At 27.5% G+C, this 13,442-nt stretch carries 14 protein-coding genes (1 of these 14 running past the window's edge); 1 reads left to right on the forward strand and 13 read right to left on the reverse strand.

Going from position 1 to position 13,442, the window contains the following annotated elements:
* The 6 genes from DZ68_RS0101120 to DZ68_RS0101145 form a co-directional block, all read right to left on the reverse strand.
* On the reverse strand, positions 1 to 575 hold the 5' portion of the coding sequence (locus DZ68_RS0101120) for a prepilin-type N-terminal cleavage/methylation domain-containing protein (RefSeq protein ID WP_162147224.1). 151 nt of this gene lie to the left of the window's left edge; the window shows 575 of its 726 coding nt (coding positions 1-575); the start codon lies at positions 573 to 575; its stop codon lies beyond the left edge, outside the window.
* Positions 550 to 2,400 (reverse strand): citrate/2-methylcitrate synthase, encoded by a 1,851-nt coding sequence (locus DZ68_RS0101125; RefSeq protein WP_024790517.1) that lies wholly within the window; start codon positions 2,398 to 2,400, stop codon positions 550 to 552. The genes DZ68_RS0101120 and DZ68_RS0101125 overlap by 26 nt, the downstream gene beginning before the upstream one ends.
* The gene (locus tag DZ68_RS0101130) at positions 2,400 to 3,734 is read right to left on the reverse strand and encodes an ATP citrate lyase citrate-binding domain-containing protein (protein WP_024789095.1); all 1,335 of its coding nucleotides are present in this window, start codon (positions 3,732 to 3,734) and stop codon (positions 2,400 to 2,402) included. The genes DZ68_RS0101125 and DZ68_RS0101130 overlap by 1 nt, the downstream gene beginning before the upstream one ends.
* An 84-nt stretch (positions 3,735 to 3,818) precedes the next feature.
* Complete coding sequence (locus tag DZ68_RS0101135; RefSeq protein ID WP_024790518.1) at positions 3,819 to 4,964, reverse strand: glycosyltransferase family 39 protein; 1,146 nt, start codon at positions 4,962 to 4,964, stop codon at positions 3,819 to 3,821.
* Positions 4,961 to 5,524 (reverse strand): aminodeoxychorismate/anthranilate synthase component II, encoded by a 564-nt coding sequence (locus tag DZ68_RS0101140; RefSeq protein ID WP_024790519.1) that lies wholly within the window; start codon positions 5,522 to 5,524, stop codon positions 4,961 to 4,963. Before DZ68_RS0101140 ends, DZ68_RS0101135 begins: the two co-directional genes overlap by 4 nt.
* A 25-nt stretch (positions 5,525 to 5,549) precedes the next feature.
* Complete coding sequence (locus tag DZ68_RS0101145) at positions 5,550 to 5,885, reverse strand: winged helix-turn-helix domain-containing protein (RefSeq protein WP_024786864.1); 336 nt, start codon at positions 5,883 to 5,885, stop codon at positions 5,550 to 5,552.
* A 59-nt stretch (positions 5,886 to 5,944) separates the two neighbouring features.
* On the opposite strand from DZ68_RS0101145, the gene DZ68_RS0101150 reads away from it, so the two are divergent.
* Positions 5,945 to 6,841: a methylenetetrahydrofolate reductase gene (locus DZ68_RS0101150; RefSeq protein WP_024790520.1), complete on the forward strand. Its 897-nt coding sequence runs from the start codon at positions 5,945 to 5,947 to the stop codon at positions 6,839 to 6,841.
* Here the strand turns inward: DZ68_RS0101150 and DZ68_RS0101155 are convergent.
* Genes DZ68_RS0101155 through DZ68_RS0101185 form a run of 7 tightly spaced genes read right to left on the reverse strand, consistent with a single transcriptional unit; the run spans position 6,838 to position 13,402 of the window.
* On the reverse strand, positions 6,838 to 7,662 hold the full coding sequence (locus tag DZ68_RS0101155; protein ID WP_024790521.1) for a hypothetical protein: 825 nt from the start codon (positions 7,660 to 7,662) through the stop codon (positions 6,838 to 6,840). The genes DZ68_RS0101150 and DZ68_RS0101155 overlap by 4 nt on opposite strands.
* A 10-nt stretch (positions 7,663 to 7,672) precedes the next feature.
* The gene (locus DZ68_RS0101160; protein ID WP_084021903.1) at positions 7,673 to 8,248 is read right to left on the reverse strand and encodes a helix-turn-helix domain-containing protein; all 576 of its coding nucleotides are present in this window, start codon (positions 8,246 to 8,248) and stop codon (positions 7,673 to 7,675) included.
* Positions 8,245 to 8,832, reverse strand: a complete 588-nt coding sequence (locus DZ68_RS0101165) for a lipopolysaccharide assembly protein LapB (RefSeq protein ID WP_024786868.1) — start codon at positions 8,830 to 8,832, stop codon at positions 8,245 to 8,247. The genes DZ68_RS0101160 and DZ68_RS0101165 overlap by 4 nt, the downstream gene beginning before the upstream one ends.
* Positions 8,801 to 10,816, reverse strand: a complete 2,016-nt coding sequence (locus DZ68_RS0101170; RefSeq protein WP_024790523.1) for an urea transporter — start codon at positions 10,814 to 10,816, stop codon at positions 8,801 to 8,803. The genes DZ68_RS0101165 and DZ68_RS0101170 overlap by 32 nt, the downstream gene beginning before the upstream one ends.
* Before the next feature lie 7 nt (positions 10,817 to 10,823).
* On the reverse strand, positions 10,824 to 12,158 hold the full coding sequence (locus DZ68_RS0101175; protein ID WP_024786869.1) for an alanine racemase: 1,335 nt from the start codon (positions 12,156 to 12,158) through the stop codon (positions 10,824 to 10,826).
* A gap of 10 nt (positions 12,159 to 12,168) precedes the next feature.
* Positions 12,169 to 13,170: a carboxylate--amine ligase gene (locus DZ68_RS0101180; RefSeq protein WP_024790524.1), complete on the reverse strand. Its 1,002-nt coding sequence runs from the start codon at positions 13,168 to 13,170 to the stop codon at positions 12,169 to 12,171.
* A complete protein-coding gene (locus DZ68_RS0101185) occupies positions 13,154 to 13,402 on the reverse strand; it encodes a PqqD family protein (RefSeq protein WP_024786871.1) in 249 nt (82 codons plus the stop codon). Before DZ68_RS0101185 ends, DZ68_RS0101180 begins: the two co-directional genes overlap by 17 nt.
* Between the last annotated feature and the right edge of the window lie 40 nt (positions 13,403 to 13,442).

The raw sequence follows: 13,442 nt of genomic DNA on the forward strand, positions 1-13,442 counted from the left end.
ATTTGATCATTATATAATTTTTTATAAACATTTCCATAATTGTCAAAATAAATATTTAATCTATTATTGGAAGTAATCTTTTTTTCTTGAGAATTATATATATAAGAAATATATTTAATATTAAAATAAGATAAATTTGTATCTTTTGAAGCTGTTGAAGAATTATAATTTCCTTTTAAATATTTATTAGTTAATGGATTTTTTGCACATTCATTAACATCATCATTATTATTTAAATTCATATCTGAAAATATTTCAAAAAAATATTCATTATTATTTGTTGCGCTTATACTAAATTTCCACCATTTTTTATACCAATAACGACTTAAATTATTTTCATAATTACTGTTTTTATTACTTGAAAATGGTTGATATTTATCATCTTTTAAAGCAAGCGATTGTGTAAAACGAATATATTTTATTAAATTATCGACAGCAAGATTAAATTTATCCGGAGTTAAATTAAAAGAAACAGAAGATATAATAATTCCTATTATAATTATGACAATCAGAAGTTCAATAAGGGTAAAAGAAGGAGTTAAACTCCTGTTATTTAATTTCTTCGGCTTTTTCAACCTGGTAAAGAATATCATCCCACGGATGTCTGTACATTGGCATTTGTAATCTTTTTTCATCAAGGACATGACCGATAAATCCGATACTTCTTCCAAGAATAAAGAATGCATTCAAAGTCCCGCTTTCAATAAATTCGTTAATTTCTTCTTCAGTATATCCTAATGCTCTCCACATGTCAACCATTAAGATACCGATCGTTCCGTCAACATTTAAAATTAAGTTTTCTTTTTTGGAAGTTGTTTCTTTTTCTACTTCCAAAGCAAAATCAAGAAGCGGTGTTGCAGGGAAAAATTCGGCTGCATATTTTTTAAGACCTTCCACTCTTTTATCAGGGTTTCTTACAGATTTAATTCTATGCCCAATTCCTGGAATTGGAATACCCTGTTTTTTCATATAATTTACAAATTCTTTAGGATTCATTGAATTGTCATATGCATATTTGAAATATTTTGCTGCTCCGTCAATTGCACCACCAAATCTTGGTCCAATTGTAAGAAGACCTGTTACAAGTGATTCAACAACGCTTTTTCCAGCCCTTGCTGTAACTTTGGCATTATGCGCACCACTTACGGCAGGACCGTGGTCTGCTACTGTTTTAATGACAGTTTCTATAAAATTAGTGGCCCATTTAGGATATCTTTTTTTGAACCAAAGAAGTGAAATAACATCACCTATGCTGTAACCTGTATCAGGAGTAGCCACAGAACTAATAGGAATACCTGCATAAACAGCTTCTTCTCCCCTATCGTCACTGATTGTACAAACAAAATTTCTTGGTTTTCTAATTTTTCCTGCAGCAAGAGCTTTTGAATAATCTTCAGGAACAGGCGGAACATTAGGTTCTTTAATTTCTTCAATAACACCTTTTCCTTTTAATTCTTCATATACACCTTTTATTACAAGAGGTAAATCGTTAAAGTTATCTGGAACGTGAATTCCAGCCTCTTTCATTGCTCTGTTTTTAGCTTCAGCAGTTTCAGCCTGGGCATTTGCACTGGCTCCGGCATGTCCAAATTGTACCCCACTGCTGAAATATTTTGCAATAGTACCTATACACCATCCGATAACCGGTTTAGTAATTTTGCCTTCTTTTATTGCTTCGATTACTTTATATTCTTCTCTCCCACCTACTTCACCAAGTAATATCATATATTTAACTTGAGGATTTTTTTCCATTCTAAGTAAATGGTCGATAAACACGCTTCCTACGAATCTGTCACCACCTATAGCAACACCTTCGGCAATTCCGTCTGCATTTAGAGCTATAATATTTGAAAGTTCATTAAATAAACCACCACTTCTTGTTACTAGTCCGGCACTTCCAGGTCTGTGAAGTTTAGATTTTACAATATTTTCAATGGTTCCACCGATATTTGCAACTTTAAAAGCTCCAGGAACAATAGCACCTACAGTCGCAGGCCCTATTATTATTACACCTTTTTCTCTTGCTTTTTTATTCATAAGCCTTGCAAGTCTTTCCGGAATTCCCTCTGCAGTAATCATTATTACCCTGAATTGATTCATATCAAGAGCTTCATTTGTTACATCATAAGCAGTTCTAAATGAACCAAAATTAAGCAAAACATCTGCATTTGAATGATTTTTCACAGCTTCAGCAGTAGTTCTGTAAACAGGAATCATTACTTCATCTGTTCCAAAAAAGAATTTCTCAAATTTATTAGAACTTGTTGGAGCCACAATAGCCGCAACAGACGGTTTTTCCCTTTTAATTACATAATCATAATCAAGCATTCTTTGAATTGCTGATTTATTGTTATTCCAAAATATTGCCTGTGTATCCCTTGTAAATAGTGCATTACTCATTATTCAGCTCCTTTTTTGTCATCTTCAAGTGCCATTCTAACAATATCTGTAATATGTGTTTCAGGTCCGAAAACTTTAATTGGAAGTCCAAGTTTTTCAGCCGCCGCTTTTATATCTTTAAGACCTTTTTCATAATTCGGTCCGCCTCTTCTTACATAAATTCTGACACCTACATCTTTCATTTTATCTGCATATTTGTTAAATGCCTGGATAATACCTGTAAATGTTTTGGCTACATCTGTAAAGTTTGCAATAGCTCCACCAATTATTAAAATTTTATCTCTACCCTGAGGATCTTTTTCTCTTGTCATTAAATCAAGAACAGTCTCAGTATAAAATCTTGTTTCATCAGTAGTAGGACCACCTGAATATTCACCGTAATTTGCTAATTCATTAACTCCACCGGCCAAATCTGCAATAGTATCCGCATAAACCACTGAAGCTCCTCCGCCTGCAACAAGTGTCCAAATTCTTCCCATCGGATTTAAAATAGTAAGTTTTAATGAAGCACCGCTTTTTGCATCTGCTTCGGCTATTGCTTTTTCCTCAGGAGATTTTTCAGGCATACCAAATGGCGTAGGAAATTCAATATTCCCCCATTTATCTTTCATTAAAAATCCAGCTGTATCGTCCAATCTTGCGACTAAATCTAAAATATAAATATTATTTCCTTGCAATACTAACGGATTTATTTCTAAATACGCAAAGTTTAAATCTCTAAAGAATTTATAAAACTGCTCAGCAAAAGTTACAAATCTTTCTTTGTTTTCTTCCGGAATGTCAGCCGGAATATTTGCCCTTATTAAATGCTCTAAATTTGCTTCATCCATATCTATCGGGATTTTAATTTCAGTAACTTTATCCCAGTTTTCTTCTACTTCCATTCCTCCGTGGGCACTTAAATACAACACATCATGGTAGGCATCTAACGTGGTAGCAGCTATATAATATTCTTCATCTTCAGTGTGCGGTGTAAAAGGTTCAACTATAAAATGGGTAAGTCTTCCTTTTTGCCCACTAAGCAAAGTTACATCGTGAGAAGCTTTTTCATCTATCCATTTAGCCGCATCTTCAAGGGTAACATCTCCCGGTTTATTAACTTTAAATAAAACTAAATTGTTTTTGCCTCTCTTACCAAAAAGCATATCAGGTTTTGCAACTAAAGGTTTTTCATTTAACCATGAATATTCTTCTTTTTTGGCCAATTCTCTTAACTCGTCTCCACTGGTAACCAATACACTTTCAAACGGATAATATAATCCGCTGAAATACTTTTCCCAATTTTGTTTAAAAAGTTTTTTTCCGTCATATTCACGAATAGGTTTTTGAGCCATTAATACTCCTTGAATTTTATTTTAAAAATTGTATCATTTATAAAAAATATTTGTGTTTAAATAATATATATTGAAATATTTTTCTTAAATAGTGTTTAATTTTGAAACATTTATTTTTAAAATTATCTTATTTTTGTGAAAAATCGAAACGCTGTTTTTATTTTTACTGTAAATCAATTTATATTTATCACCTTTTTTAATACCGTAAAACTCCAAAATTTCAGATAATTTTTCATTATTGCAGCTCATACTATATATTTTTTCTTTTTTTAAAATTTCAGCCAGATTTTTGGGGAAATAAAAGCTGTAGCTTAATTTTTTTGCTGGCGTATATTTATTAAAAAACAAAGATATATCAAGCATTATTAAAGATGTAAATAAAACAACAAATAATATTTTATAAAATGTTCTGAATCGTGGAAGTCTGACTTTATAAGATTTTAAAAAAACATTTACCATATTGACAACAAATCCTAACGTATATGGTGCATAATCGTCTATTTTTATTTTCTGTCTGAAAGATAAAATCAGAGAAACAAAAAAAGCCGTTGCGGAAATAAAATATATTAAATCTTTTTTATAAAAAATATTTTTATATAATGCATACAAAAAATAGACAAATATAAAAGGCGAAAAAATTAAAAAATATGTACCGAATAGATCTAAAAAATAACCTTTCGGTCTGCCGTGTATTTTATATTCAAAGTAATTTGCATTAAAAGCCAATAAAATCAGACTAAAAATAAGCAGTTTTGTATCTCTTTTATAAATAGAATAAAAAATGAGCGCCAGATATAATGAAATTAAACTTTTGTCAACAAAAACATACAAAATCAACAGGATATAAGAAAAATTTCTGAATTTTTCATAACTGTAAATGAATAACAGACTTAAAAAAATCAAATACACAGATTTATTGACTATCACAGAAGATATTATCATTCCCGGAATTAACATAAAAATATAAGTTGTATAAATTATTTCTCTTTTTGTTTTCAATTTTAATTTTGCTATATTATAAAAAATAACAACACTCAAAAATCCTGTAAATAATGAAGGAAAACGCAACGCATAATCGTTTTTCCCAAATAAATCAGAAGAGAGATGTAAAATGTTTTTTAAAAAAGGAAAATGATTAATACTGTCTATTTCAACAAAAGAAAATGATAAAAATTCAACGCTGTATAAAAACAAAAAAAGATAAAAAATTATAATGGGCAGAAATTTCATAATTTAAGAAAATTGTTGATTATTTCTTTTCCGTGTTCACTCATAATCGATTCCGGATGATACTGAACTCCGAAAATTGGTTTATTTTTTACCCTCAGAGACATTACTTCATTATCATCAAGAGAATAAGACGTAGGTATAATAAATTCCGGCAGAGTTTTTTCATCCACCACAAGTGAATGGTATCTCGTAACCCTAAATTTTTCGGGAATATTCTCATATATATCATCATATAAAGTTATTTCAATATCGCTTGTTTTTCCATGCATTAGATTTTTAGCCCTTATTATTTTTGCTCCAAACGCATATGCAATTGACTGATGCCCGAGACATACACCAAGAATCGGTTTATCTATTTTCTTTATAACTTCCACACTGACTCCGGCTTCTTTTGGAGTCGAAGGGCCCGGGGAAATGATTATTTTTTCCGGATTTAATTTTTTAATTTCTTCTATATTCATTTCATCGTTTCTGATTATCTTCAAATTGGCCCCTAATTCCAGACAATACTGAACTATATTGTAAGTAAAAGAATCATAATTATCAATCATTAATATCATTAACAGCCTTTTTTAAGAAATTTTATCAAAATTTATCGTTATATTTTTCATTTATCTTTTTTTTAAATTCATTAATTTCTTTTTGTAAATTTTCAAAATTTTTAATAAGTTTTTTTCCGTAATCTGTCAAATATGTTCCTCCTCCGCCTTTTCCTCCACTTTGTTTTTCCACTACTTCTTTTTTAGATAAAGAATTAATGATATCTATTGCATCCCAAGCCGCCTTATAACTCATTTTCATCTCTTTTGCGGCTTTTGAAATAGAACCGTATTTATCAATTAATTTTAATAATCTTATCCTCCCTTTTCCCAAAAAACTTTTATTTTTTTTATCTATCCAGTAATTTATTTTTATTTCCATTTTTTTACTTTTTTAAAAATTATAACAAATTTGATAAAATTTCTTAAAAAAGGCTGTTAATGAAAGAAAAATTATTTAGTGAGAGTTTTTTAACGCTTGAAACAACTCCGCCTAAATTACCGACAATTGATCCTATGATAGAAAAATTAAAACATACAGAGGCATATAAATATGTAGACGGATTTACCACAACAGACTGCCCTTTAAGCAGACTAAAATACAATTCAATTATAGCAGCTTTTAAAATTCAGCAAACTTTTAATAAAAAAGTTATTGCAACAATGAGCATGAGAGACAGAAACATTATAGCGCTTCAAAGCGATTTACTTGGGGCAAACGATTTAAATGTTACAAATATTTTGGCACTAACAGGCGACCCGGCCAAAATGTCGGATCAACCCAACGCAAAAGCGGTTGTGGAAGGAAGCAGTATAAAACTTCTTGAAATAATAAGGGCATTTAACAGCGGAATGGATTATGCGGGTAAAGAATTTAAAATAAAGCCAAAACCTGTAAATCCTTTTGCAGTAAGCAATTCATATGCAAAAAATTTCATTTCAATAGAAAAAAAAATTTATAAAAAAGTTAAACATTATGCTTTGGGAATAATTACCCAGCCTGTTTATGACATGGAAATTGCTAATAAATTACTTGAAATAAGAGATAAAATAAGAAATGAATTTAATGATGAAAGAGCAAAATTTGATATCGTTTTCGGTTTTTTTCCTATAACAAAATTAAAAACTGCCCAGTTTTTGCATTCTCATGTTCCAGGCATTTATGTGCCTGATTCTTGGATAGAAAAATTAATAAAAGCACATAACATCAGCGAAGATGAAGAATATAAAGTTGGACTGGAACTCAGCAGAAATTTATTTAAAAATTTAAGGAAAAAACATCCAAAAATTCATATTATGACCGCAAACAGGTTTGAGATAGTAAAAGAGCTTTTTTAAAAAGCTCTTGAATATGACAACACATAAATATTTGAATAAGAATCCCCATTATCATCAAATTTATCTCTTTCAAATGAAACTTTAATATTATTAACTTTTTTGAAATTGTAATTTATATCTATTCCATAACCATTTTTATATTCGTCTCCGGTATTATAAACAACAAAACCATCATTTGCGATTTTATAGGCAAATTTACCAAATGTAGTTTTTAATGTTGTTGTCCAAGGACCTTTAAAATTTTGTAATTTCAAATCAAAGTTATTGTAATTTTTTTTAGGTGCAATACCATCTTTTGAAATATGAATATTATTATATTTTCCTTCCACGTAAAAACTACCAATATTTGAATAGTAATTACCAAAATTAAACCCTACTTTTGGAGTAATTTGTTTAACATTAAAATCTTTATAATCAGAAAAATAATAATCAACTCCAATATTATATTGTAAATATTTGTAATAATCAATTCCTCCAAAAAGTACTTTATTATAATGATATTTATCATACTGTTTCACCCAAAAATTATGCACTCCTGCATTAAATAACCAATTACTTTTATAATAAAAATTAATTTTTAATGTTAAATCTTTTTGTAACCAGTCTGGAATATTGTTTTTATAATCAATATTTAAATATTCCCCATCAATTTCAAATTTCACAGGCCATTTATAATAGCTATAATAAATTCCTCCTAATTTTGCTTTATCTTTTGATGTAGAACCGCTATAATTAATATAATTTCCATATGGCATAACAACAGATGAATTATATGCAAAACTTAAAACTGCAACACTTGATAAAAAAAGTATTTTTTTCATTTTTGCTCCTTTATTTTATTTTATAACCTAAATTTTTTTTATTTATAATATCAATACCTTTTTTTCTCAGGTTTGAAATTATAACTTTTATTGAATCAATATTTTCTATATAATCACAATTTTCAATCAATTCAATTTTTGAAATGTATCTGTTTTTATTGCTTAATAAAAAATCAATAATTTCTGTTTCAGCTTTTGTTAACTCTATTAAAATGTTTTTATGATATAAATGTTTTGTTTTAAAATTATAAATAAACTTTCCAAATTTTATTACCTCTTTTTTTGAAATTTTATTTCTTAAATATTTAAGTCTTAAAATAATTTTTTCATATTCACTGTATAAATAACAAAAATCACCAATATACAGAGCTTTTTTATAATATAATTCATCACATACATAATTTAAAAAAATTATATATCCATTATAAAAATTTTTTATTTTTTCAATTTCCCTGTAATTTGAAAAATCAGCTAAAATAACATCATAATGTTTAAAATTTACCTCATTGAAAAATGTTTCATTATCATAAACTTGTTTAAAATTAAATTCATTTGTTTCAAAAAAAGAATAATTCAATATATTCATTTTAAATATTTTTTTGCAATTATATTATTGGGATCTAAAATAATTACATTTTTAAATATCTCTTTTGCTTTTTGTTTATCCAACATTTCATATATTAACCCAAGTTGTGTTAAAAACAATACATTTGTTGGATAGAGTGTTAACATTTTATTTGCAACAGACAAAGATGATTTAAAATCTTTCTTATAATATAAAGCATTTGCCAAATAATAATTTGCATAAAAGTTATAATAATCTTTTTTTATTATAAGCTCTGAATATTCAATTGTTTTATCATATTTTCCCATATATAAATAAACTCTTGCTAAACCTAAAAGCGGTTCAATAGAATAAGGTAATATTAATGAGGCTTTTGTATAATGCTTTATTGAATTATTATAATTTTTATTTAAAAAAAAGAGATATCCTAGTCTTAAATTTAAAGTGTATCCATTAGGATATTTTTTATATAAAGGAATTAATACTTTTATAGCATCTTTATAATCCCCCATTTTTTCATAATTATAAGATTTATAATAAATATCTTTTATATTTAAAGCAAATAGATTTAAACTAACTATTATTAACATAATCCATTTTTTCATAAACTCTCCTTAACTCAAAATTTTTACTCTTAATCTTTTCAAAACCTTTTTCATAAAATGAAAAATAAACTTCACCAAAAGAAGACTTTACACACAAATTTTCTTTAAAATAACTATCTTTTTTTAAGAAAAATTTAAAATTAAATGGTAACAAAAATTCAATTAAAATTAATTTAAATTTATTAAGCCTTATGTCTATCGGTAATATATCTTCATAATTTATATTTTTATTAATAAGAGGAATTTTTGGAACTAATTTAAAAATTTCCTTAAGATATGAATCTTTTCCATCATACACATAAAAATAAAACAGTTTACCCTGCATATAAAAAAACAGTTTGTTTTTACCATCAAACAGGTAAAATTCCCCTTTGTCATTCATTTTTACAGTAAATTCAATTATATTTCCGTTATTATCTTTAAATTTGTAGATATCATCTAAAATAAAATTAAACCTTAATTTCATAGACTTATCTAAAATCGTAGCTTCTATTTCATCATCTTTTTTAGGCAGAGAATAAAAATAGAGTTTGTTATTTTTTATATAATCAAAAAATTTAAAAGGTAATGTTTCACTTCCTAAAACTCCGTACTTTTGAACCTGAATATGTATGTGAGGTTCTGGGGAATAACCGCTGTTTCCACATTTTCCTATAATATCTCCAACTTTCACATAATCTCCGACATTAACTTTTGCAGAATACTGCATTAAATGGGATATTTCTACAAAAAAACCTAAATCACTTTTTATAATTACATAATTCCCCCAATTATTAACCCTATCTACCTCTCCAATGATGTTGTCTTTTAAATCATCTCTTTTGGCAACAACATATCCATTAACAGGAGATAAAACATCTTGAGAAAAAGCAAAATAATCTTCTAAAAAAAGACCATCATTTCTATAGGATTTTCCGTTTTTTTTAATTACAAAATCATATGCGTATTTCCATTTCCCTTTATGGGTCCATTCCCCATCAAATGCCTGATAAACGCTCCATTTTCCTGAAAATGGCAAATGAATTTTAATATCGTTGCCTCCAAACCTGAATGTAGAACTCAAAAAAGAAATTAAAGATTTTTCAGGTGTCCCTTTTATTGAATAATTAAAATAAACATACCCTACACTATATAAAAGCAAAATCACCATTATTGTTATAAAATTAAAAGGAAGTGTATAAACCGGAAGTGAATATAACTGAAAAAATACTTGCATAGCATCAACAACAACAACTGAAACAATAACAGACAAAATTGCAATAAGATAATTTTTAAATGTTGGAAGTAAAAAAACACCCCCTATAGCCATTGCAATTAATATAAAATTAAAATTATATGCAGAATTTAATGCTTCATATTTATTTACAAAAAAAGAATGGAAAATAACTCCTGCATAAAAACCGATTATTGAAAGAAAAAATAAAATTCTAGAATAAATTAAAATTAATAAACTTATAACTACACCAGCCGCTTCAAAAGGTAAAAAAAATATTGTCCCCATAGAAATGAAATATTCTTTTAAAAAAGGAAAATTAACATCAAAAACAGGCGTATGGTTTAAAATATTATTAACAAGTGTTGTATATTTAAAGCTCGCTAAATAAAAAAACATACTCACTATTGCAAAAGGAAAAGAAAGAATAGGAAGTGAATATTTTATAAAAATTCTATTTAAAGAAAAAGAAATTAAAAAAGTCAGTATTGATAATATAAACGTCAATAAAATAGTGGCAATACTTACATCAAAATAAAATCCAACCCCCATTCCAACAAGCAAAGAGTTGTATAAATAAAAACCATATTTAATATATTCTTCTCTTATATTAATTAATTCTGCAAAAATTATAGTAGAAATAATGGCAACTAATCCTAATATACCTACACTTGGCAGTAAAAAAGAAAGAAAAAACAATATTACTGCTGCTTTTACATCTCTTAAAAAGAGAATAGAGATATAAGGCTTAAATAATATTTTTAAATCCATTTTTTTCCTATTTTAAATAATCCGGAATAATCTCTTTTTCAACAACATAATCCAAATCATCAGCTTTTCTTATTAAATGAATATTAGAATTCTTGTCTATAAGTACAACTCTTGGACGATATCTGATAAATTGCATTGACTGAGTGTAATTATATGCACCAACCGGCCAAATACTTAACACACTTCCTCTTTCAAGTGGAGGCAACATTATATTTTCCGCTATTACATCTATATTCATACAAAGAGGACCGTTAATTTGGCTTGGTTCATTTAAACCTTCATATCTTTTATCAAGAGCTATATCAAAATTATACCAAAATGCTGTATATAGTAAATTTACTCCAGCATCAACAATATAACTTTTTTTGCCATCAGGCATTCTTTTACTTGCAAAAACAGAAGTTAATAAATAACCTGCTTCATCAATTAATGCTCTTCCAGTTTCTAAATAAAGTTTTGGAAGTTTTTTTTCATTAAATTCATAAATTGCGTTTGTAATGGCTTCTGCATACTCATCTGCACTTGGTACAATTACTTCTGGAGACTGATATACTCCTTTTAGTCTATTTCTACTTGCAAATCCTCCTCCAATGTCAATATATTCAATTTCATAACCAAAATCATTTTCAACTTTTTGTTTTAAATTCATAAGTTTTCTAACTTCATTGGCATAAGCATTTGCACTTAACATAAATGTTCCTATGTGAGCATGAAGACCAATTAAATAAAGTTTTTTTCCTTTATATATTCTTTTTATTGCTTCATATGCTTCACCATTGTCTATATTAAATCCAAATCTTGACCATTGAGGATAAATCCCAGTATCCATATTACATCTTATAGCCACAGGAATATTAATTCCAAGTTCATCTGCAATATCTTCTAAATCATTTATTTCATACAAATGGTCTATATGAATTTTAGCACCCTCTTTAACAGCAACTCTTAAAGCCTCTTTTGGCTTATATGGGCCGTTAAAAATAATATCTTTCCCTTCAATCCCGTTTCTTCTTGCTTTTTGATATTCAAACTCACTTACAACTTCAGCCTTACTTCCAAGTTTATGATAAATTTTACATATTGCATCTAAATAATTAGTTTTATAACTCCACCAAAACTCAACTTCTGGATATCTACTCGAAAAAGCTTCTTTAAACTCTAAATATTTATCTTCAATAACCCTCTGACTAAAAACAAATAGTGGTGAGCCAAATTTTTCAACTAAATCCCTAACTTTTACTCCATCTATTTCACTTCTTATTTTTTGAGATTTAAGAGGTGAACCATATTTACTTGCAAGTGCAAAATCAACTCTGTTTATTGTCGGTTTTTCATAATTCATTTTTTTCTCCTTAAAGTTCTTTTTTATTCATAAGTGTTAAAAATTTATTAAAATCTACACTCTTTTCTTCCACATATCTTATATACATTTTTTCAAGAGGATATTCCAAATTTTGTTTAACATTTTTACCATTTATTAATTCTATTAATATCTGAGGAAGATTAACTCCTAAATCAGTAGCAAAATACACCCATGCAGGAAATCTTGGATTTATCTCAATTAAGTAAATTTCATTTTCAAAAACCATTGCTTCAAGTTCAAAAGCCCCTCTCCAGTTTTTAGAAAATTCTATTGCCAAATTTAAAAGTTTTTCATTTTTAATACTAACAGCACTCCAAACTTTCCCTAAATCTGTTGTGGTTAATTTTTTAATAGCAACCCCGCCTTTGAGTTCATAGTTACTAATTCCTACATAATTAATTTCAATTCCGTTAATGACTTCCTGTGCCAAAAGAGGAAATCCCCATTCATTTGAAATTTTGTAAAAATATTCAATTGCCTCATCCAAATTATAAGCCTTATAGGCTTTGTAATAATTTCCTTTAACCATTACAGGAAAACCTAATTCTTTTGTAGCTATAATTAAATCATCAAGAGATAAAATTTTAATAGTTTTAGGATGTTTAACACCAAGTTTTTTACAAAATTCGCTAAGTTTTGATTTATCTCTCATTTCAAACTGTTTAAGGGTTGGTAAAAATGTTTTTAATCCCAATTCTTCAATGTTTTTCTGATATTTAATATATAAAGGTAGTTCAGCATCTAAGTTTGGTATTAAAACATTAATATCAGATTTTTCCTTAATATATCTGATTCTGTTTTCAAACTCTTCATAACCAAGAGTTGGATAAGGCATTAAATAAACTTTTTCAAATAAATCCTGATAAACTCCCGGCTCATTTGGGTCATAACTTAAGCCAATTAATTTATATTTATCTTTTAAACTTTTGGCAACTCCTATACCAGGAGCTGGATTGTCAGTGTTATTTAATCCACTAATTGCTATTTTCATTGATTAGCCCATAAATTTTTAATTTTTGAAAAAAATCATTAACATCAATATAAACTTCTCTCCAATCTTTATTAGTTTCAGATGAAATAATAGATATTATTTCATCTTTATTTTTACCTTCTTTAATTAGCTCAATAATTCTTTTTGCTGTATCATTTAACTGAAAGGTAATACCAAGAGATGGAATAAATCCCATATTATTTTCATCAATAACCATTTCATTTATCAACATAACAACTCCTTAATTTTTTAAAATGATAAAAAAGAAAGGT

It is taken from the genome of Lebetimonas sp. JS085 (assembly GCF_000523295.1).
Taxonomy (GTDB): Bacteria; Campylobacterota; Campylobacteria; order Campylobacterales; family Nautiliaceae; genus Lebetimonas.